Genomic DNA, 18321 nt, shown 5'->3' on the forward strand with positions numbered 1-18321 from the left:
GGGGTCGCCGGGCCTTCGCTCAGTACGGTTCGCGGTCCGCGTCAGTGGGCGTGACCGTGGCCGTGGCCGGCCGCGGCCGGCTCCTCCTCTTCCTTCTTCTCGACGACCAGGGTCTCGGTCGTCAGCAGCAGGGAGGCGATGGAGGCGGCGTTCTCCAGGGCGGAGCGGGTGACCTTGACCGGGTCGATGACGCCGGCCTTGATCAGGTCGCCGTACTCGCCCGTCGCGGCGTTGTAGCCCTGGCCCTTGTCCAGCTCGGCGACCTTGGAGGCGATGACGTAGCCCTCGAGGCCGGCGTTCTCGGCGATCCAGCGCAGCGGCTCGACGACCGCGCGGCGGACGATCGCGACACCGGTGGCCTCGTCGCCCTGCTTGCCCAGGCCGCCCTCCAGCACCTTGGAGGCGTGGACCAGCGCGGAACCACCACCGGAGACGATGCCCTCCTCGACCGCGGCGCGGGTCGCGGAGATGGCGTCCTCCAGACGGTGCTTCTTCTCCTTCAGCTCCACCTCGGTGGCGGCGCCGACCTTGATCACGCACACGCCGCCGGCCAGCTTGGCGAGGCGCTCCTGGAGCTTCTCGCGGTCCCAGTCGGAGTCCGTGGTCTCGATCTCGGCCTTGATCTGGCCGATGCGGGCCTGGACGTCCTGGCCCTTGCCACCGCCGTCGACGATGGTGGTGTCGTCCTTGGTGACCGTGACGCGGCGGGCGGTGCCCAGCACGTCGAGACCGACCTGGTCGAGCTTGAGGCCGACCTCCTCGGCGACGACCGTGGCGCCGGTGAGGACCGCCATGTCCTGCAGCATCGACTTGCGGCGGTCGCCGAAGCCGGGGGCCTTCACGGCGACGGCGTTGAACGTGCCGCGAATCTTGTTCACGACGAGCGTGGACAGGGCCTCGCCCTCGACGTCCTCGGCGATGATCAGCAGCGGCTTGGAGGAGTTCGACTGGATGATCTTCTCCAGCAGCGGCAGCAGGTCCGCGATGGCGGCGATCTTGCCCTGGTGGATGAGGATGTACGGGTCGTCCAGGACGGCCTCCATGCGCTCCTGGTCCGTCACGAAGTACGGCGACAGGTAGCCCTTGTCGAAGGCCATGCCCTCGGTGAAGTCCAGCTCCAGGCCGAAGGTGTTGGACTCCTCGACGGTGATGACACCGTCCTTGCCGACCTTGTCCATCGCCTCGGCGATGAGCTCGCCGACCTGCTGGTCCTGGGCGGACAGCGCGGCGACGGCGGCGATGTCGGACTTCTCGTCGATCGGGCGGGCGGTGGCCAGCAGGTCGTCGGAGACGGCCTTGACCGCCGCGTCGATGCCCTTCTTCAGGGCGGCCGGGGAGGCACCCGCGGCGACGTTCTTCAGGCCCTCGCGCACCAGGGCCTGGGCGAGCACGGTGGCGGTGGTCGTACCGTCGCCCGCGATGTCGTTGGTCTTGGTCGCCACCTCCTTCACCAGCTGGGCGCCGAGGTTCTCGTACGGGTCGTCGACCTCGACCTCACGGGCGATGGTGACACCGTCGTTGGTGATGGTCGGCGCGCCGAACTTCTTGTCGATGACGACGTTGCGGCCCTTGGGGCCGATCGTCACCTTGACCGTGTCGGCAAGCTTGTTGACGCCGCGCTCGAGGGCGCGACGGGCGTCCTCGTCGAACTTCAGGATCTTCGCCATGGAGCGTTTCAGTCCTCTCGAATGCGACCCCCGGCCGCCCTCGTGGAGCGGCCGACGTCGCGGTGAAGAACGAACCGCGCCCCCGACGCCCGGCTGATCAACGGTCGCGGGGGCCAGGGGCGCAGCTCACAGCAGTCTGCTTCGGTGAATTACTTCTCGATGATCGCGAGCACGTCGCGAGCCGAGAGGACGAGGTACTCCTCGCCGTTGTACTTCACCTCGGTGCCGCCGTACTTGCTGTACAGCACGATGTCGCCGGTCTTGACGTCGAGCGGAAGGCGCTCGCCGTTCTCGAAACGGCCCGGACCCACGGCCAGGACGACGCCCTCCTGGGGCTTCTCCTTGGCGGTGTCCGGGATGACCAGGCCAGAGGCCGTGGTCTGCTCGGCGTCCAGCGGCTGGACCACGATGCGGTCCTCAAGCGGCTTGATGGCAACCTTGGAGCTGGTGGTCGTCACGATCCGACCTCCCCCTTCGGAGATCTCACGGGGTTAACTGTCTGAGGTGGCGACCAGGTCGATCCGTCGTCGCGGGTGCCGGACCTGCCCGTCGCTTAGTTGGCACTCTCCGGTGGCGAGTGCCAGAGCCGAGACTATGACCGCGATTAGCACTCGGTCAAGCGGAGTGCCAGTTGGCTGCGGCGCGGCGCGGGGTGTGCGGTCGCCGGGAGCCCGATCCGCACCCGGGTGCGGGGCGACCGCCGTGGGGGGCTGCGCTCCCGGACCCCTCTTATCGGCCTGAACGGCCTAGTCCTGAAACGCCGGACGGGCTGGGTGCCGAGCGGCAGCGGATGGGCGAGGCAGATTCCCCGACCGACCGAGTCCCCGCGCAGCGCGTGGGCGGGGCGCTGAGGGACGGCTGTGGTGCGCCCGCTCGCATGTGCCGGCCCAGCAATCGTGTGTGGTTCGTCGGCTGAGTCGCCCGGCGCCGGGCGTGGCCGATCGGACGACCACGCGCGCCCTGCTCGCCCCGACCGCCGTGCCGAGAGCGCAGGCCGAGTCGGCCCGGCGCGGGAATGGAAGAACCGCGCAGGGCCCCCGGGCCCAGCACGCGCGAGCGGAACGCCCCGGGGGCTTCTCCCAACGCCCGGCCGACCGAGCCCGCTCACCGCGGAGTTCGCCCGGACGGCCCCCTAGGGGTCGTGGTCGATGCGGTCGGTGCTACAGGTAATCCTCCAGGCGGGCCACTGTGAATCCGCTCGCCTGGATGCGGCGCAGGATGCGGGTCGTCTCCGTGGTCAGGGAGGCGAGGGGGCGGCCCGGCTCGTGGGGGCGGACGATGTCGCCGGGGCCGAGGGACATCCCTCTGCCGTACCGTTCCTCCGGTGCCGGGCGCCACAGGATCAGAGCCGTGACGCCGCAGTCCGCCGCCGCGCGGAGCGTCGTGCGGTCGTACGTGCCGTGGGGCGGGCGGAGCAGCCGGGCACTCAGTCCGAGACGGGATTTCAGCCGGTCCCGCTGACCGCAGATCTCCGCGCGCTGGTCCTCGTACGGACGACCGCGCAGCCCCGCGTGGTCCGGGATGTGGTTCTCGATGACCGCACCCGCGTCCCGCAGCCGTGCGACGCGCGCGCGCCCCGGCCCGACGGCACTGCCCGTGAGGAACACGCTGACCGGCAGCCGCAGTTCACGGACCATGTCGACGAACCGAGGGTCGTTCTCGACGCCCTCGTCGTACGTCAGGAAGACGACCTTGTCACGGGTGGGTACACGGTCGAGGACGGTCGGCAGCCCCGCTCCCGCGGAGCCCGCGCTGCCGGCCGGGGGACGGGCCGGCCGGGGCGCGGGCGCCAGCGGGGCGCTGAGTCCCCAGCGGCGGAACGTCCGATCGAGCCGCCCGTGCGGCCGGTGCACCTTCTGCGCCGCCTTCTTGCCCAGCCGTTCGATGGGGTCGACGGACTGGGCGCAGCCGGACAGGAGCACGACGGCGAGCACCCCGGCCAGCAGCACCCGCAGCCGTCGCCGTGCCCTCACAGGTAGTCCTCCAAGCGTGCCACCGCGTACCCCTCGTCCGTGTCCCTCTTCAGGAACCGGCGGATCAGCTCGGGCATCGTGCCCTGCCAGTCCGACCTGCCCCGGAAGTGGGTGAGGACGATGTCGCCGGGGCGCAGGCTGCGGTCCCACTCGCGGTACTCCCAGTGGTCGACGAAGACCTCCGCGTCCCAGATCGGCGAGTACTTGATGCCGCAGGACTTCGCCGCGCGCAGGTGTCCCGGTTGTAGTTGCCGTACGGCGGCCGGAAGACCGTCGGACGCCTGCCGAACTCCCTGCCCATCACGTCCTGCATGCCGCAGATCTCCTGTCGCTGCTCCTCGTACGACAGCCCCGGCAGGTACGGGTGGTGCAGGGTGTGATTGTCGAGCGTGACACCGAGATCGCGCTTCTTCCGGAAGTACCCGTAGTCGTCGCTGATCAGGTAGTCGCTGAGGAGCGCCGTGTACGGGATCTTCAGGTCGCTCATCATGCCCAGGAACTCGGGGTCCTTCTCGGCTCCGTCGTCGATGGTGAGGAAGACGGCCTTGTCCTTGGTGGGGACGGTCGTGAAGATCGGTGGCAGGTCGTCGCCGTCCTGGACCTCGAAACCCTTGCGGAAGGTGATCACCGGCTGCTGCGCCGGGGGCGGAGGCGCGATCAGCGGCACCTTCTCGATTCCCCGGCGCTTGACGGCCGCCGCACGCTGGGCGTACAGGGTGCGCGACTTCGTGGCATGCTCGTCGAGAGCGCCCACCGGCGGTGCCTTCAGGGGCTGCTGGCCGTGCGCGCCGTGCACCTCGGTCCGGGAACAGCCCGCCGCGAGGGCGGTGACGGCGAGCAGGACGAGGGTGGCACGCGCCGCCGCCGTCGACCCGGCACCCCGCGAACTCCGCGCGTGCAAAGGCTTCACACGTCCCGCGGGACGTTTTTCCACCTTTTCATCATTTTGTCGTACGGGTCGCATGATGCCGGATCCTTCCAGCCACCGACACCCACGGGGGGCCGACACCGCGGCAGGACGCACCTCATCCACCGACTGGCCGACAATGACCGGGTGAACGACCTCTCCTTCGCCTCCCTGCTCACCCCCGAGGGCTGCGCCCTCCTCGACGAGGTACGCGGCACCACTCCCGCGCAGGAACTGGCCGTCGCGACCCGGCTGCGCCGCGAGCACCCCGCAGAGCTGGTCTCGGCGGCCCTCGCACAGGCGCGGCTGCGCGAGCGGGCGGCGGCGAAGTTCGGCGCCGAGGACGCGGAGCGCATGTTCTTCACGCCGAACGGCGTCGAACAGTCCACCAGGACCGCTGTCGCGGCCCACCGCGCCGAGCGGCTGCGGGCACTGGGCGTGAGCTCCGTCGCCGACCTGTGCTGCGGCATCGGCGGCGACGCGATCGCCCTCGCCCGGGCCGGCATCCGGGTCCTGGCCGTGGACCGCGACCCGCTGACGGCGGCGGTGGCGCGGGCGAACACCGACGCGCTGGACCTGTCCGCGCTGATCGAGGTGCGCGAGGCGGACGTCACGGAGGTGGACGTGTCCTCGTACGACGCCGTCTTCGTCGACCCCGCGCGGCGGGGCGGACGCGGGCGGATCTTCGATCCGGAGGCGTACTCGCCCCCGCTGTCCTGGGCCGTGGCCACAGCCCGGAAGGCGCCGCACGCCGCCCTGAAGGTCGCGCCGGGCATTCCGCACGAGGCGGTTCCCGCCGGGGCGGAGGCGGAGTGGATCTCGGACGCCGGGGACGTGAAGGAGGCAGTGCTGTGGTTCGGCACGGAACCGGGGCTCGTACGGGCCACCCTGCTCCCGGGCCCGCGGGTGCTGCGCGGCCGCGGGTTGCCCGATCCGCCGGTGCGCCCGCTCGGCCGTTATCTCTACGAACCCGACGGCGCGGCGATCCGCGCGCACCTGGTGGCGGAGGTGGCCGAGGAGCTGGACGGCGGGCTGATCGACGAGACGATCGCGTATGTGACGGCGGACGAGCACCACGCCTCCCCGTACGCCACCGCGTACGAGATCACCGACCGACTCCCCTTCAACGTGAAGAAGTTGAAGGCACTGCTGCGGGAGCGGGAGGTCGGCGTCCTGACCGTGAAGAAGCGGGGCTCGGCGGTCGAGCCGGAGGAACTGCGCCGTAAGGTCCTGCCCAAGCCGCACGGGCCGAACGCCGTGACCGTGTTCCTCACCCGGGTGGCGGGCGCGCCGACGATGCTGCTGGGACACCCGGTGGCCTAGCTAGTGACACTCCTGCGCACGTGCCTCGAGCATCTCCCGCTCCCGTTCGTTGCGGGCGAGCAGGGCGGCGCGCTCGAACTCCGTGCGGGCCTCGGCCGTGCGCCCCAGACGGGCCAGCAGATCGCCGCGGACGCTGGGCAACAAGTGGTAGTCGCGCAGGGCTGATTCGGCGGCGAGGCGGTCGACGATCTCCAGGGCCGGACCGGGGCCCTCGGCCATCGAGACGGCGACGGCGCGGTTCAGCTCCACGACGGGCGACGGTGACCGGGAGGCCAGCAGGCCGTACAGGAGGGCGATGCGCGCCCAGTCGGTCTCCTCGTAGCTGTACGCGTGCGCGTGGCAGGCGGCGATCGCGGCCTGGAGGGCGTACGGGCCAGGGGCCCCGGTGGCCACCGCGTCGGCGCGGCCGAGGGCGGCGATGCCGCGGGCGATGAGCAGGCGGTTCCAGCGGGCCCGGTTCTGGTCACCGAGCAGGACGGGCTCGCCGTGCGGTCCGGTGCGGGCGGCCGCGCGGGACGCCTGGAACTCCAGCAGCGAGGCGAGCCCGTGCACTTCCGGCTCCTTGGGCATCAACTCGGCCAGGACCCGGGCCAGCCGCAGCGCGTCCTCGCACAGGGCTGGGCGCAGCAGGTCGTCGCCGGCGGTGGTCGCGTACCCCTCGTTGAAGATCAGGTAGATGACTTCCAGGACCGACCCCAGCCGCGCCTCCCGCTCGGGTCCGTACGGCACCTCGAAGGCCACGCCCTTCGCCGCCAGCGTCCGTTTCGCCCGCACGATGCGCTGGGCGACGGTGGCCTCCGGCATGAGGAACGCCCGGGCGATCTCGGCCGTGGTCAGCCCGCCGAGCAGGCGCAGGGTGAGCGCGATGCGGGATTCGGCGGACAGGACGGGATGGCAGGCGGTGAAGACGAGCCGGAGCAGGTCGTCGTCGATGTCGTCGGGGTCGGCCGGTGCGTCGACGTGGTAGGGCGCCGCCTCCAGGTCCCGGCCGACCTCCGCCAGCTTGCGCGCGTACCGCTCCCGGCGGCGTACCAGGTCGATCGCGCGGTGCTTGGCGGTCGCCATCAGCCAGGCGCCGGGGTTGTCGGGCACGCCGTCCCGCGGCCACTGCTCCAGCGCGGCGACCAGGGCGTCCTGCGCCAGCTCCTCGGCGATACCGACGTCACGGACGATACGGGCGACGCCGGCGATCACGCGGGGCGACTCGATCCGGAAGACGGTCTCGATCGCACCGGCGGGTCCGTCCGGGCCGGGGGTGGCGGTGGGCTGCTGTTCCACAACCCACCATGCAACACCCCCGGCGGGCGGGCGCCAAGGAGATCTCACCCCTCGGCGATCTCCCGGACCTCACAGGTCACCGTCCAGTACTCCTCGTGCACCTTCAGGAACCGGGTGGCCCACTCGATCGCCTCGGCCTTGTCCTTGCACTGCATGAGCGCGTAGCCGCCGATGACCTCCTTGGACTCGGTGAACGGGCCGTCCGTGACGGAGATCTTCCCGTCCTCCCAGCGCACCCGCGAACCCTGCGCGGACGGCGTCAGACCGGCGGTGTCGAGCATCACCCCGGCCTTGGTGATCTCCTCGATCAGCTCCCCCATCCGCTCCATCAGCTCGGGGCTCGGGCCCTGAGGGGGCGCGGTGGTCTCGTCGATGCGCACGAGCGACAGGTAACGCGGCATGGTGACTCCTCGGGTGGGACGGCCGGGCTCTTCCCGGCCTCTCACCCATGCGTCGAACGGATGCGGCACGGATCGACACGAGTCGCGGAATTTCTTCGAGAAATTTTTCCGAGGTCGTTTGTGCAGGTCAGAGACTCAGACCGGTCGAGCTCACACGTCCCGGGGCCTCAGCGCAGTGACTTCCACAGTTCGCTCGCCGCCGGCTCCTTCGCCACCACCCGATTGGGGTTGGAGGGGGCCGTCACCACCGGCATCATCACCGTCTTCACGTTTTTCGACGTCAGGCCCTTGAGGCTTTCGCCGAGGCGTGTCAGCTCCGGCAGAGAGTCCAGGCCGGTGTCCGTGGTCAGGCTGCCCGTGATCGCGTCGGCGACCTTGTAGAGCTCGGTGGGGTCGGTCAGCAGGTTCGTCGAGGCGATCTGCTCCAACAGCGCCTTCACCAGTTTCTGTTGCAGCCGTATGCGGCCCAGGTCGCTGCCGTCGCCTATGCCGTGGCGGGTGCGGGCCAGGGCCAGGGCCTGCTTGCCGGTCAGGTGGTGGGTGCCCGCCTTCAGGTGCAGATGGCTCTTGTCGTCGTCGATGTTCTGGTCGGTGGTGACCGTGACCCCGCCGAGCGCGTCCACCAGCTTCGCGAACCCCGTGAAGTCGATCTCCAGGTAGTGGTCCATGCGGATGTCCGTGATGGACTCGATTGTCTTGACCGCGCAGACCGGACCGCCCACCGAGTAGGCACTGTTGAACATCGAGCCGTACGCCACGGCCGTCGTGCCGCCCGAGGCCAGCGGGCACGACGGCCGGGTGACCAGGGTGTCGCGCGGGATGCTCACCACCGTCGCCTCGGTGCGGCCCGCGTCGATGTGCACCACCATGGCCGTGTCCGAGCGGGCGCCGGAGCTGTCCCCGCCGCCGAGTTTCGCGTTCGCCTCGCCGCTGCGCGAGTCGGAGCCGAGGACCAGGATGTTCAGGGCGCCGCTGGGCAGGGGCGAGGCGGACGCGGAGGCCGAGGGCGTCGGCTCCGCCGCCGCGCGCGCCGGGCGGTCGGTGCCCAGCGCGCCGTCGATGTCGACGCTCTTGATGTTGTGGTTCAGGTGCCAGTACGCCCAGCCGGCACCCGCGACCGCGAGGACCAGGCCGCATGCGGCCACGGCGCCGACGGCCTTGACCAGGCGTGATCGCCGGCCACCGCTTCTCTTGGCTTCCCCGTCGGCGTCCTCGTGCTCGTCTGCTGAAGTCACGCGGAGGAACGTAAGTCCGAATTATTACGAGCAGGGACTTCTGAACGCCATTCTTCGGAAGATCTCACGCTTCTCACCACGCCCTCAGCTCGGCCTCACCCAGAGAATCAGTCGGCGACGCGGCCGAACTTTCGGAGGCAACCGCACCACCCGAAACATTCGGTGCGGTGCCGCGCGGAGGACGAGGGGGTGTGCGCCTGGCCGTCCACGCGCTGACGAGGCGCGGACCCTCTGCCCGACGTCAGTCCGCGGCCACCGACTCGAAGCGCCAGCGGTGCACCGCCCGGGTGACCAAGTCCCCGGCCGGTTCGGGCAGTTCGGGAAGGTCGACGTCGTGGGCCGCATCCCACCAGGTGATCACCAGAACGCGGTCCTGGGGCGCCCGGAAGGTCTCGCGGCGCAGAGGCCGCTCCGGGAGCTCCTGCTCGCGGGCCCAGGCCAGCAGTTCCTCGCCCCGGCCCGCCACCGCCCGCGCCTCCCACATCAGCGCCACCGTCACGGGTACAGGTTCTCCTTGCTGATCTCGTGCACGTGGTCGTGGGAGTGCGACTGGCCCGGCACATGCGGGTCCGTCACCGGCAGCGACGAGTCCGCCGACAGGTCCCAGTCCGACGCGGCCCGCCCCCGTGCGACCATCTCCGCGCCGAGCGCGGCGACCATCGCGCCGTTGTCCGTGCACAGCTTCGGCCGGGGCACCCGGAACCGGATCCCTGCGGCCTCGCAGCGCTCCTGGGCCAGCACGCGCAGCCGCGAGTTGGCCGCCACGCCACCGCCGATCATCAGGTGGTCGACTCCCTCGTCCTTGCAGGCCCGCACCGCCTTGCGGGTCAGCACGTCCACCACCGCCTCCTGGAAGGAGGCCGCCACGTCGCGGACCGGGACCTCTTCGCCCGCCGCCCGCTTGGCCTCGATCCAGCGGGCGACCGCCGTCTTCAGACCGGAGAAGGAGAAGTCGTACGCGGGGTCCCGCGGACCGGTCAGCCCCCGGGGGAACGCGATCGCCGCCGGGTCGCCCTCCTTCGCGTACCGGTCGATGACCGGGCCGCCCGGGAAGCCGAGGTTCAGCACGCGCGCGATCTTGTCGAAGGCCTCCCCCGCCGCGTCGTCGATGGTCGCGCCCATCGGCCGCACGTCCGAGGTGATGTCCGTGGACAGCAGGAGAGAGGAGTGCCCACCGCTCACCAGCAGCGCCATCGTCGGCTCCGGCAGCGCGCCGTGCTCCAGTTGGTCCACGCAGATGTGGGAGGCGAGGTGGTTGACGCCGTACAGCGGCTTGCCCAAGGCGTACGCGTACGCCTTCGCCGCCGAGACGCCGACCAGCAGCGCGCCCGCGAGGCCGGGCCCGGCGGTGACCGCGATGCCGTCCAGGTCCCTCGCGCTCACTCCCGCTTCCTTCAACGCGCGGTCGATCGTGGGCACCATCGCCTCGAGGTGCGCGCGGGAGGCGACCTCCGGAACCACGCCGCCGAAGCGCGCGTGCTCGTCGACGCTGGACGCCACGGCGTCGGCGAGGAGGGTGGTGCCGCGGACGATGCCGACGCCGGTCTCGTCGCAGGAGGTCTCGATCCCCAGGACCAGGGGTTCGTCAGCCATTGTTCTCGGTTCCTTGTACGGAGGAGGTGCCCGCAGCGGAGCCGCTGTCGGGCGCTGTGGTCAGTCGCATCACCAGGGCGTCCACGTTCCCGGGCTGGTAGTAGCCGCGCCTGAAGCCGATGGGCTCGAAGCCGAAGCGCTCGTAGAGCTTCTGGGCGCGCACGTTGTCGACCCGGCACTCGAGCATGACCTCGGCGCACTCGAACGCGGTCGCGGCCCGCAGCAGCTCGGTCAGCAGCCGCCCGCCGAGCCCCGTGCCCCAGCGGTCGCGGCAGACGGCGATGGTCTGGATGTCGCCCAGGTCGCCCTGGGCGGCGAGCCCGGCGTACCCGACGATCCGGTCGTCCTCGACGGCCACGACATAGCGCCGGGTCGCCTCCGGACCCCGGGAGTGCGCCAGCTCGGACCAGAACATGCCCCTGGACCAGGCGTCCTCGGGGAAGAGGTCCTTCTCCAGCCCCAGTACGGCATCGATGTCCCACCAGCGCATCTCGCGCAGCGCGGGGGTCACGGGTGCGGCGGTCACTTGGGCGTGACCACCTTGTAGTTCTTGGGCACCTGCGCGTCGGGGCGGCGCAGGTACAGCGGACGGGCAGCGGGCAGTTCCTCGCCCGTCGCCAGCTTCTCCGCCGCCAGGGACGCGAGCGCGGCCGCCGAGACGTGCTCGGGCTCCCGCGCCTGCGGGAAGTTGTCCGGGTAGAGCAGCGCGCCGGCACCGATGGCGGGCAGGCCCGCGACCGTCTCCGCGATGTCCGCGGGCCGGTCCACCGCGGGCTCGGTGACGCGGGTGCGGGAGTCGTCGTACTGGGCCCAGTAGACCTCCTTGCGGCGCGCGTCCGTGGCCACGACGAACGGCACGGTGAGGTCGGAGGCGTACGCGAGGCCGTCGAGGGTGCACACGCCGTGCACGGGCACGCCGAGCGCGAGCCCGAAGGTGTCGGCGGTCATCAGACCGACCCGCAGCCCGGTGTACGGGCCGGGGCCGACGCCCACGACGATTCCGGTGACGGCGTCGAGCCGTGTGCCCGCCTCGGCGAGGACCCGGTCGACGGCGGGCAGCAGGAGTTCCCCGTGCCGACGCGCGTCCACCTGGCTCGACGAGGCGACGACGGACGTGCCGTCGTGCAGGGCGACGGTGACGGCGGGGGTGGCGGTATCCAGAGCGAGCAAGAGCACGCAATCAGCGTACGGCGCCCACGGCCGACGCACGGCCGACCCGGTCCGGCCCGCGCCTGCTGCTACCGTCACAGCAAAGACGTACGACGTGATCGGTAAAGGAATCGGTGGGTCGTACGAGTCGGACACGGGCGGCGAGTACTTCCGCGTGCGGGGGCGAGAGGTGGGCACAGGTGGCTAGGAGCAGCTCGGGATTCGTGGCCGGGCTCACCGCGGCGGCGATCGCCGTGGTCGGTTTCCTCGCCTACCAGGCGTCCGCGCATGTGCCCGACACCCTGGGCAAGCCGCAGGTGAAGAAGTCGCCGGGGGTCACCGCCTCGAAGTCGCCGCGGGCCAAGAGCCCGGCGACGCTGCCCAGCGGTTCCGGCACCGGAGAGCGGGTCGTGTACTCGATCGACGACGACCGGGTGTGGCTGGTCGGCGCGGGCAACAAGGCCCAGCGCACCTTCAAGGTCACGCCGGGGACGGTGGACCCGCTGCCGGGCACGTACGAGGTGACCTCCCGGGCCGCCGTGGGGACCGGGTCGGACGGGACGACCGTCGAGCACATCGTGCGGTTCGCGACCAACGAGGGCGTGGTGATCGGTTTCAGCGCGGCCGTGGACGGCTCGACGTCCAGGCCCGACGCCTCCAAGAAGCTGGGCGGGATCCGCGAGTCCCGCGCGGACGGCACGGCGATGTGGGAGTTCGCGACGATCAACCAGAAGGTCGTCGTCATCAAGTAGCCAGGAGCGCAGGCCGTGCCGGGCCGCTTACGCGGCCCTGCGGTGTTCCTCGGGCCCGTGGGCCGTCGGCGGCGCCTGGGGTGCGGGGTCCCGCGGCGGAGTCGAGACCGCCCGCGCCGCGGCGCACGAGGCCAGCAGGTCCCGCATCGACACTCCGGCCGACCCGGCCACCACGCGCGGCGGCGCCTCGTCTCGTTCTTTGGCCGGCATGGACGCCTCCTGGTGTCGCGGGGGCGGCATCGTTAGGTAGACCTAACCAAGCACTGGTGTCCATGGGACCATGCCCGGCACCTGCGGCGCAACATCTTGCCGACGGGTTGTCGGGACGTCGGGCACGGGCGTCCCGCACAGGACGCGGGAAACCGCGCGATCAGCCACAGACGCCCGCAGGGGAACGATCGCCGACGACCCCACGGCGATCCACGGCGATGATCCGGGGTTCGGGGCGGAGCCCCGTGACGGCTCTCAGGCAGACAGCACGGCCAGATCCACGGTCGACCAGCGCCGGCCCACCCCCGTCAGGGAAACGTGCCGTACCTCGTCGGTCGTGTCCCCGACGGCACGGTGGATGACCACGTGGAGCCGGTCGTCCGTGAGGTCCTCGACCTTGCCCTCGCCCCACTCCACGACGACCACGGACTCCGGCAGCGAGACGTCGAGGTCGAGGTCCTCCATCTCGTCGAGGCCGCCGCCCAGGCGGTACGCGTCGACGTGGACCAGCGGTGGGCCGTCCCCGAGGGACGGGTGCACACGGGCGATCACGAAGGTCGGTGAGGTCACAGCGCCCCGCACTCCGAGCCCCTCGCCGAGCCCGCGGGTCAGCGTGGTCTTGCCGGCGCCCAGCTCGCCGTTCAGCATCACGAGGTCGCCGGCGCGCAGCAGCTTTGCCAGGCGGCGCCCCAGCTCCTGCATCTGTTCGGGGGAGGTGACGGTGAACTCGGTGGTGACGCCCGGCGTCGGGGCCTCAGCCGGGCTGTGCGGTGCTGCTGCTTCCATAGCCACCCACGGTAGCCCCTGCCGGGACCGCGCCGGCGCGCATCAGGAGGTCGGCGAGGCGGTCGGTGACGACCTCGGGGTGCTCCAGCATCACCAGGTGCCCGGCGTCCGGCACGAGCACCAGTTCGGCGTCCGGCAGCAGACCGGCGATCGCCTCGCTGTGCTCGCTGGGCGTGACCAGGTCCTGGATGCCCGCGAGGACCAGCACGGGGAGCTCGGCGAAGCGGGCCAGCGCCTGTGTCTTGTCGTGGTCGGTGAACGCGGGGTAGAACTCGGCGACCACGTCGATCGGCGTGCCCTCGATCATCCGCTCCGCGAAGCGGGCGACGGCCGGGTCGATGTCCCCGGTGGCGAACGAGTACCGCTTGATGATCCCCGCGAACAGGTCGGCGGTGGCCCTGCGCCCCTTCTCCACCAGCTCCGCCTGCTGACCCAGCGCCTTCAGCACGCCGGGCAGGATGCGCCGCACGGCGTTGACGCCCGCGACGGGAAGCCCGAAGTTGACCTCGCCGAGCCGACCGGACGACGTGCCGACAAGCGCGACGCCGACGACCCGGTCGCGGATCAGCTCGGGGTACTGGTCGGCGAGGGCCATGACCGTCATGCCGCCCATGGAGTGGCCGACGAGCACCATGGGGCCCTCGGGCACAGCCGCGTCTATGACGGCCTTGAGGTCGCGCCCGAGCTGATCGATGGAGACGGGTGTGCCCTCGGCCTGGGCCATTCCGCGCCCGGAGCGGCCGTGGCTGCGTTGGTCCCAGTGCACGGTGCGGACGACGCCGCGCAGCGCGGCCCGCTGGAAGTGCCAGGAGTCCTGGTTGAGGCAGTAGCCGTGGCTGAAGACGACGGTGACCGGGGCGGGGGCCTTGCGCCCGAAGAGCCGGCGGCGGCGCGGAGCGGTGCCGCCCTCGGGCTCGACGTCGTCGACCTCGTAGTACAGCTCGGTGCCGTCGTCCGCGTACGCCTTGCCAGGGGTGCCGCGCAGAGTGCCGTACGGCCCCGCCGAGTCGAGGGCGAGCCGGGCCTTGCGGCGCATGCCGCGGCCGACCGTCATCCGCTCTATGGCGACACCGGCTGCGGCACCTGCCGCGACCACGCCTATCGCAGCGCCGGCTATACCGGCCATGCGCCAACTCCCGACGGCAGAGGCGGTCGCGCCCGCGACGGCCTCCACGGCCTCGGCGCTGCTCTCGCTCACGTCCCGCTTCCTCCTTGCCGGGGGCTTCGCTCGTCCTGCCCTAGGCTGCCCAGGTTCACCCGTGTGGGTTACCCATCTTGTTCCGCATTCACATTCACGTAGACGCGGGGAACGCGGGATCCGATCCGGGTCACGATTTCGTAAGCGATGGTTCCGGCCGCCTGCGCCCAGTCCTCGGCGGTGGGCTCACCGCGGTCGCCCGGGCCGAAGAGGATCGCCTCCGTGCCGGGCCGGGGCTCGTCCCCGCCCAGGTCCACCACGAACTGGTCCATGGCGATCCGGCCGGCGACCGTGCGCAGCTTGCCGTCGACCAGAACCGGACCGGCGCCGGAGGCGTGGCGCGGGATGCCGTCCGCGTAGCCGACGGGGACCAGACCGAGGGTCGTGGCGCCGGGAGTGGTGTACAGGTGTCCGTAGCTGACCCCATGGCCGCCGGGGACCTGCTTCACCAGGGCGAGCGACGCCTTCAGCGTCATCACCGGGCGCAGCCCGAGGTCGGCCGGAGTGCCGAGTTCGGGGCTCGGCGAGACGCCGTAGATCGCGATTCCCGTCCGCACGAGGTCGAAGTGGGCCTCGGGCAGGGTGAGGGTGGCGGGCGAGTTGGCGATGTGGCGCACCTCCGGCCGTACGCCCTGCCCCTCGGCGTACGCCACCATCTCGCGGAAGCGGCCGAGTTGCGCCGCCACCGAGGGGTGGCCGGGTTCGTCGGCGCAGGCGAAGTGCGACCACAGGCCGACGACGGTGACCAGGCCGTCCGCCTGGGCGCGCAGGGCCTCGCCGACGAGTTCCGGCCAGTCGTCGGGCTGGCAGCCGCTCCGCCCCAGGCCGGTGTCGGCCTTGAGGTGGACGCGGGCCGGCGCGCCCGCGGCGGAGGCCGCCTCACGCACCTCCTCGAGCGCCCACATACCGCTCACGGACACATCGACGTCCGCCTCGATCGCCCGGCGCCAGGGGCCGCCGGGGGTCCAGAGCCAGCACAGGACGCGCCCCGGCAGACCGGCCGCACGCAGAGCGAAGGCCTCCTCGGGCGTGGCCGTGCCGAGCCACTCGGCGCCGGCTTCGAGCGCGGCACGGGCGCACGGCACCGCCCCGTGTCCGTACGCGTCCGACTTCACCACGGCCATCAGGGCCGCACCGGGCGCGAGGGCGCGCAGGGCACGGACGTTCGCCCGCAGGGCCGCGAGGTCGACCTCGGCACGGGCGCGCAGGGGTGCTGTCTCAGAACTGGTTTCGGAACTCGTCATCGCGCCCCCAGTGTCTCAGAGGGCTCCGACGTAGCTCCGGCACCGGTCCCGCTCCTGGATTCTCACGTGCCGGGCCCGCGCCCCGACCCGTACACGCGGTCGCCCGCCTTCGCGCGCAGCCTGCGCGTGACCGGTCGATGGTCCACGGTCGCCGCGGGCGGAACCGTGCTCACGACGAGAGGCACCGCGGCGCCCGGCTTCGTCCTGCGTGTCCTGGTCACGCGATCAGGGAAACGCGGTGGGCCGGAGAGGTTCGGGCGCCGCGCTGGCAGGTCCCCCGTTCGAAGCGCCGCCCGTACGGCCGTCGGACCAAGAAGGCGGCGCGCCGCGGCCGTTCAGCCGCGTACGTCCCGCCATGCCTCGGGGATCGCGTTCGCCACGTCGTGCGCGCCCGCGGGCGCACCGTCCGCCGCGTACCGGCCCGCGAGGCCGTGCAGATACGCCGCCACGCTCCCCGCGTCCAGCACCGACAGGCCCGCCGCGAGCAGCGAGCCGGAGAGCCCGGACAACACGTCCCCGCTCCCGGCGGTCGCCAGCCAGGGCGTGCCCGTGGCGTTCACCCGCACCGACCCGCCCCCGGCGCCCACCACCAGGGTGGTGGACCCCTTGAGCAGAACGGTCGCCCGGTATCGCGCCGCCAACTCCCGCGCCGCCGCGAGCCTGCCCCCCTCGACCTCCTCGCGTGACACCCCGAGCAGTGCGGCGGCCTCGCCCGCGTGCGGGGTCATCAGCGTGGGCGCGCCGCGGCCGCGTACGGCGTCACGGTCGGCCAGCCGCAGTCCGTCCGCGTCGACGAGCACGGGCACGTCCGCCTCCAGCACCTCGGCCACGGTCGCCGCGTCGTCGCCGGCGCCGGGCCCCACGACCCACGCCTGCACCCGCCCGGCCTTCGCGGGCCCCCGGTCGGAGACCAGGGTCTCAGGGAAGCGCGCGATCACCGCGGCCCCGGCGGGGCCCACGTACCGCACGGCCCCGGCCCCGCCCCGCAGCGCCCCCGCCACCGCGAGCACGGCCGCCCCGGGGTAGCGAACGGACCCGGCGGCGATCCCGACCACCCCCCGCCGGTACTTGTCGCTCTCTGCCTTCGGCACCGGCAGCAGCGCCGCCACGTCCGCGTGCTGCAGCGCCTCGAGTTCGGCCTCCTCGGGCAACTCGAGTCCGATGTCGACCAGGCGTACGGAGCCGGCGTACTCCCTCGCGGGATCGATGAGCAGCGCCGGCTTGTGGGTGCCGAAGGTCACGGTCAGATCGGCCCGTACGGCCGGGCCCCGCACCTCGCCGGTGTCGGCCTCGACACCGCTCGGCAGGTCGACGGCGACCACAACCGCACGAGACTGCTCGACGAGCGCGGCGAGTCCCGCGGCGTCCGGCCGCAGGCCGCCCTTGCCGCCGATTCCGACGATCCCGTCGATGACGAGGTCTGCCCGGCGGATCGACTCTTCGACGGCACCCGAGGACTCCGGGCCGCCGGGTACGGCCGAGCCGCCCACCCTCAGCAGGGCCGTGAGGCCGCCTTCGTGAGTGCGTTCGGGCGAGAGCAGCACCGCCGTGACGCCCGCCCCGCGCCGGGCCAGCCGTGCCCCGGCGTACAGGGTGTCGCCGCCGTTGTCGCCGCTGCCGACCAGCAGCACGACCCGGCTGCCGTACACCCGGCCGAGCAAGTCCGCACAGGCCGCGGCCAGTCCGGCGGCGGCGCGCTGCATCAGCGCCCCGTCCGGAAGCCGTGCCATGAGCGAACGCTCGGCCGCCCTCACCGTCTCCACGCTGTACGCAGTACGCATACCGCCGAGTCTCCCTCACGGCCGCGCGAACCGCCGTCGAACCACGGCCGCTCGACCGGAAGCCGTCCCGAGGCGGTCCTTAGGCGGTACCCCTACCCCTCCGCCACGACCACCGCCGAGGCCACGCCCGCGTCATGGCTGAGCGACACATGCCAGGACTTGACGCCGAGTTCGGCGGCGCGGACCGCGACCGTGCCCGTCACGCGCAACCGCGGCTGTCCGCTGTCCTCCACGTAGACCTCGGCGTCGGTCCAGTGCAACCCGCCCGGCGCGCCCAGGGCCTTGGCCACCGCTTCCTTGGCCGCGAACCGGGCGGCCAGCGAGGCGATACCGCGCCGCTCCCCGCTCGGCAGCAGCAACTCCCTGTCCAGAAAGAGCCGATAGGCCAGCCCGGGTGTGCGCTCCAGCGACGCCCGGAAGCGGTCGATCTCGGCCACGTCGATCCCGACTCCGATGATGCTCATACGGGCACCTTATGGTCTGGGTGGCGGCCTGCGTCCGACCGATCAGCGGTGCGTGGAGTCGGTCAACCCAGGCCGGACTCAGGAGGCTTCGGGTCCTCGCCGGACAGATCCTCGGCCCGCTCGACCGTGCCGGCCCGGTCAAGCCGGTCGTCGAGGCGGGCAAGGTCGGTGCAGCTGGTGATGCGCTCACGTACGGCGTCGGAGACGGGGAGGCCGCGCACTTCCAGGACGCGCAGGACGCCTTTGCCCTCACCCTTTGTCTCGCCCTCGGCCTCGCCTTCAGCTTTGCCTTCAGCCTTGCCGTCCAGGTACGCCTCCTCGAAGACGGTGTCCCCGCCCGGGAAGTAAGTGATGACCAAG

General features: G+C 72.0%; 19 protein-coding genes and 1 pseudogene. 2 read left to right on the forward strand and 18 right to left on the reverse strand.

Annotated features, from left to right (window positions below; translation table 11 throughout):
• Positions 1–41 precede the first annotated feature (41 nt).
• The 4 genes and pseudogenes from groL to ACZ3TS_RS07215 form a co-directional block, all read right to left on the reverse strand.
• Positions 42–1667, reverse strand: a complete 1626-nt coding sequence (groL, locus tag ACZ3TS_RS07200) for a chaperonin GroEL (RefSeq protein WP_467614373.1) — start codon at positions 1665–1667, stop codon at positions 42–44.
• A 149-nt stretch (positions 1668–1816) separates the two neighbouring features.
• Positions 1817–2125 (reverse strand): co-chaperone GroES, encoded by a 309-nt coding sequence (gene groES / locus ACZ3TS_RS07205; RefSeq protein WP_003998759.1) that lies wholly within the window; start codon positions 2123–2125, stop codon positions 1817–1819.
• Positions 2126–2827: 702 nt separating this feature from the next.
• Complete coding sequence (locus ACZ3TS_RS07210) at positions 2828–3640, reverse strand: polysaccharide deacetylase family protein (protein ID WP_467614375.1); 813 nt, start codon at positions 3638–3640, stop codon at positions 2828–2830.
• A pseudogene (locus tag ACZ3TS_RS07215) lies at positions 3637–4604 on the reverse strand (polysaccharide deacetylase family protein). Before ACZ3TS_RS07215 ends, ACZ3TS_RS07210 begins: the two are co-directional and overlap by 4 nt.
• Before the next feature lie 90 nt (positions 4605–4694).
• Here ACZ3TS_RS07215 and ACZ3TS_RS07220 point away from each other — a divergent pair.
• Positions 4695–5870 (forward strand): class I SAM-dependent methyltransferase, encoded by a 1176-nt coding sequence (locus tag ACZ3TS_RS07220; RefSeq protein WP_467614377.1) that lies wholly within the window; start codon positions 4695–4697, stop codon positions 5868–5870.
• On the opposite strand, the gene ACZ3TS_RS07225 is transcribed toward ACZ3TS_RS07220, so the two are convergent.
• The 7 genes from ACZ3TS_RS07225 to tsaB all read right to left on the reverse strand — a co-directional run bounded on the left by ACZ3TS_RS07225 (position 5871) and on the right by tsaB (position 11553).
• On the reverse strand, positions 5871–7148 hold the full coding sequence (locus tag ACZ3TS_RS07225) for an RNA polymerase sigma factor (protein ID WP_467614379.1): 1278 nt from the start codon (positions 7146–7148) through the stop codon (positions 5871–5873). It abuts the gene before it with no gap.
• Positions 7149–7192: 44 nt separating this feature from the next.
• Positions 7193–7549 (reverse strand): YciI family protein, encoded by a 357-nt coding sequence (locus tag ACZ3TS_RS07230; RefSeq protein WP_467614381.1) that lies wholly within the window; start codon positions 7547–7549, stop codon positions 7193–7195.
• Positions 7550–7716: 167 nt separating this feature from the next.
• Positions 7717–8784, reverse strand: a complete 1068-nt coding sequence (locus ACZ3TS_RS07235) for an LCP family protein (RefSeq protein ID WP_467614384.1) — start codon at positions 8782–8784, stop codon at positions 7717–7719.
• 241 nt (positions 8785–9025) lie between these two features.
• Positions 9026–9283, reverse strand: a complete 258-nt coding sequence (locus ACZ3TS_RS07240; protein ID WP_467614387.1) for a hypothetical protein — start codon at positions 9281–9283, stop codon at positions 9026–9028.
• Positions 9280–10377, reverse strand: a complete 1098-nt coding sequence (tsaD, locus tag ACZ3TS_RS07245) for a tRNA (adenosine(37)-N6)-threonylcarbamoyltransferase complex transferase subunit TsaD (RefSeq protein ID WP_467614389.1) — start codon at positions 10375–10377, stop codon at positions 9280–9282. Before tsaD ends, ACZ3TS_RS07240 begins: the two co-directional genes overlap by 4 nt.
• Positions 10370–10867: a ribosomal protein S18-alanine N-acetyltransferase gene (gene rimI, locus ACZ3TS_RS07250; protein ID WP_467614563.1), complete on the reverse strand. Its 498-nt coding sequence runs from the start codon at positions 10865–10867 to the stop codon at positions 10370–10372. The genes tsaD and rimI overlap by 8 nt, the downstream gene beginning before the upstream one ends.
• A 32-nt stretch (positions 10868–10899) precedes the next feature.
• Positions 10900–11553 carry a tRNA (adenosine(37)-N6)-threonylcarbamoyltransferase complex dimerization subunit type 1 TsaB gene (gene tsaB, locus ACZ3TS_RS07255; RefSeq protein ID WP_467614390.1) on the reverse strand — a complete coding sequence of 218 codons (654 nt, stop codon included), beginning with the start codon at positions 11551–11553 and terminating at the stop codon, positions 10900–10902.
• A gap of 173 nt (positions 11554–11726) precedes the next feature.
• Between tsaB and ACZ3TS_RS07260 the strand changes: the two genes are divergently transcribed.
• Positions 11727–12278, forward strand: coding sequence for a hypothetical protein (locus tag ACZ3TS_RS07260; RefSeq protein ID WP_467614392.1), 552 nt, complete (start codon positions 11727–11729; stop codon positions 12276–12278).
• A 27-nt stretch (positions 12279–12305) separates the two neighbouring features.
• On the opposite strand, the gene ACZ3TS_RS07265 is transcribed toward ACZ3TS_RS07260, so the two are convergent.
• From ACZ3TS_RS07265 to ACZ3TS_RS07295, 7 genes are all read right to left on the reverse strand, one after another.
• Positions 12306–12488 carry a hypothetical protein gene (locus ACZ3TS_RS07265; protein ID WP_467614393.1) on the reverse strand — a complete coding sequence of 61 codons (183 nt, stop codon included), beginning with the start codon at positions 12486–12488 and terminating at the stop codon, positions 12306–12308.
• Positions 12489–12743: 255 nt separating this feature from the next.
• A complete protein-coding gene (tsaE, locus tag ACZ3TS_RS07270) occupies positions 12744–13274 on the reverse strand; it encodes a tRNA (adenosine(37)-N6)-threonylcarbamoyltransferase complex ATPase subunit type 1 TsaE (protein WP_467614396.1) in 531 nt (176 codons plus the stop codon).
• Positions 13243–14472 (reverse strand): alpha/beta fold hydrolase, encoded by a 1230-nt coding sequence (locus ACZ3TS_RS07275; protein ID WP_467614398.1) that lies wholly within the window; start codon positions 14470–14472, stop codon positions 13243–13245. The genes tsaE and ACZ3TS_RS07275 overlap by 32 nt, the downstream gene beginning before the upstream one ends.
• 68 nt (positions 14473–14540) lie before the next feature.
• Positions 14541–15716, reverse strand: a complete 1176-nt coding sequence (gene alr / locus ACZ3TS_RS07280; protein WP_467614399.1) for an alanine racemase — start codon at positions 15714–15716, stop codon at positions 14541–14543.
• A gap of 335 nt (positions 15717–16051) precedes the next feature.
• Positions 16052–17497, reverse strand: coding sequence for an NAD(P)H-hydrate dehydratase (locus ACZ3TS_RS07285; RefSeq protein ID WP_467614402.1), 1446 nt, complete (start codon positions 17495–17497; stop codon positions 16052–16054).
• A gap of 92 nt (positions 17498–17589) precedes the next feature.
• Positions 17590–17961: a holo-ACP synthase gene (locus ACZ3TS_RS07290; protein ID WP_467614405.1), complete on the reverse strand. Its 372-nt coding sequence runs from the start codon at positions 17959–17961 to the stop codon at positions 17590–17592.
• Between the two features lie 62 nt (positions 17962–18023).
• Positions 18024–18320, reverse strand: a complete 297-nt coding sequence (locus ACZ3TS_RS07295) for a hypothetical protein (protein WP_467614406.1) — start codon at positions 18318–18320, stop codon at positions 18024–18026.
• Position 18321: the final 1 nt, after the last annotated feature.

It is taken from the genome of Streptomyces sp. NPDC022910 (assembly GCF_055561075.1).

Coding starts and splice junctions, on each gene's coding strand:
- groL (WP_467614373.1), bottom strand. CDS start 1,667: ATGGCGAAGATCCTGAAGTTCGACGAGGACGCCCGTCGCGCCCTCGAG.
- ACZ3TS_RS07230 (WP_467614381.1), bottom strand. CDS start 7,549: ATGCCGCGTTACCTGTCGCTCGTGCGCATCGACGAGACCACCGCGCCC.
- tsaD (WP_467614389.1), bottom strand. CDS start 10,377: ATGGCTGACGAACCCCTGGTCCTGGGGATCGAGACCTCCTGCGACGAG.
- rimI (WP_467614563.1), bottom strand. CDS start 10,867: ATGCGCTGGTGGGACATCGATGCCGTACTGGGGCTGGAGAAGGACCTC.
- ACZ3TS_RS07265 (WP_467614393.1), bottom strand. CDS start 12,488: ATGCCGGCCAAAGAACGAGACGAGGCGCCGCCGCGCGTGGTGGCCGGG.
- tsaE (WP_467614396.1), bottom strand. CDS start 13,274: ATGGAAGCAGCAGCACCGCACAGCCCGGCTGAGGCCCCGACGCCGGGC.
- alr (WP_467614399.1), bottom strand. CDS start 15,716: ATGACGAGTTCCGAAACCAGTTCTGAGACAGCACCCCTGCGCGCCCGT.
- ACZ3TS_RS07285 (WP_467614402.1), bottom strand. CDS start 17,497: ATGCGTACTGCGTACAGCGTGGAGACGGTGAGGGCGGCCGAGCGTTCG.
- ACZ3TS_RS07290 (WP_467614405.1), bottom strand. CDS start 17,961: ATGAGCATCATCGGAGTCGGGATCGACGTGGCCGAGATCGACCGCTTC.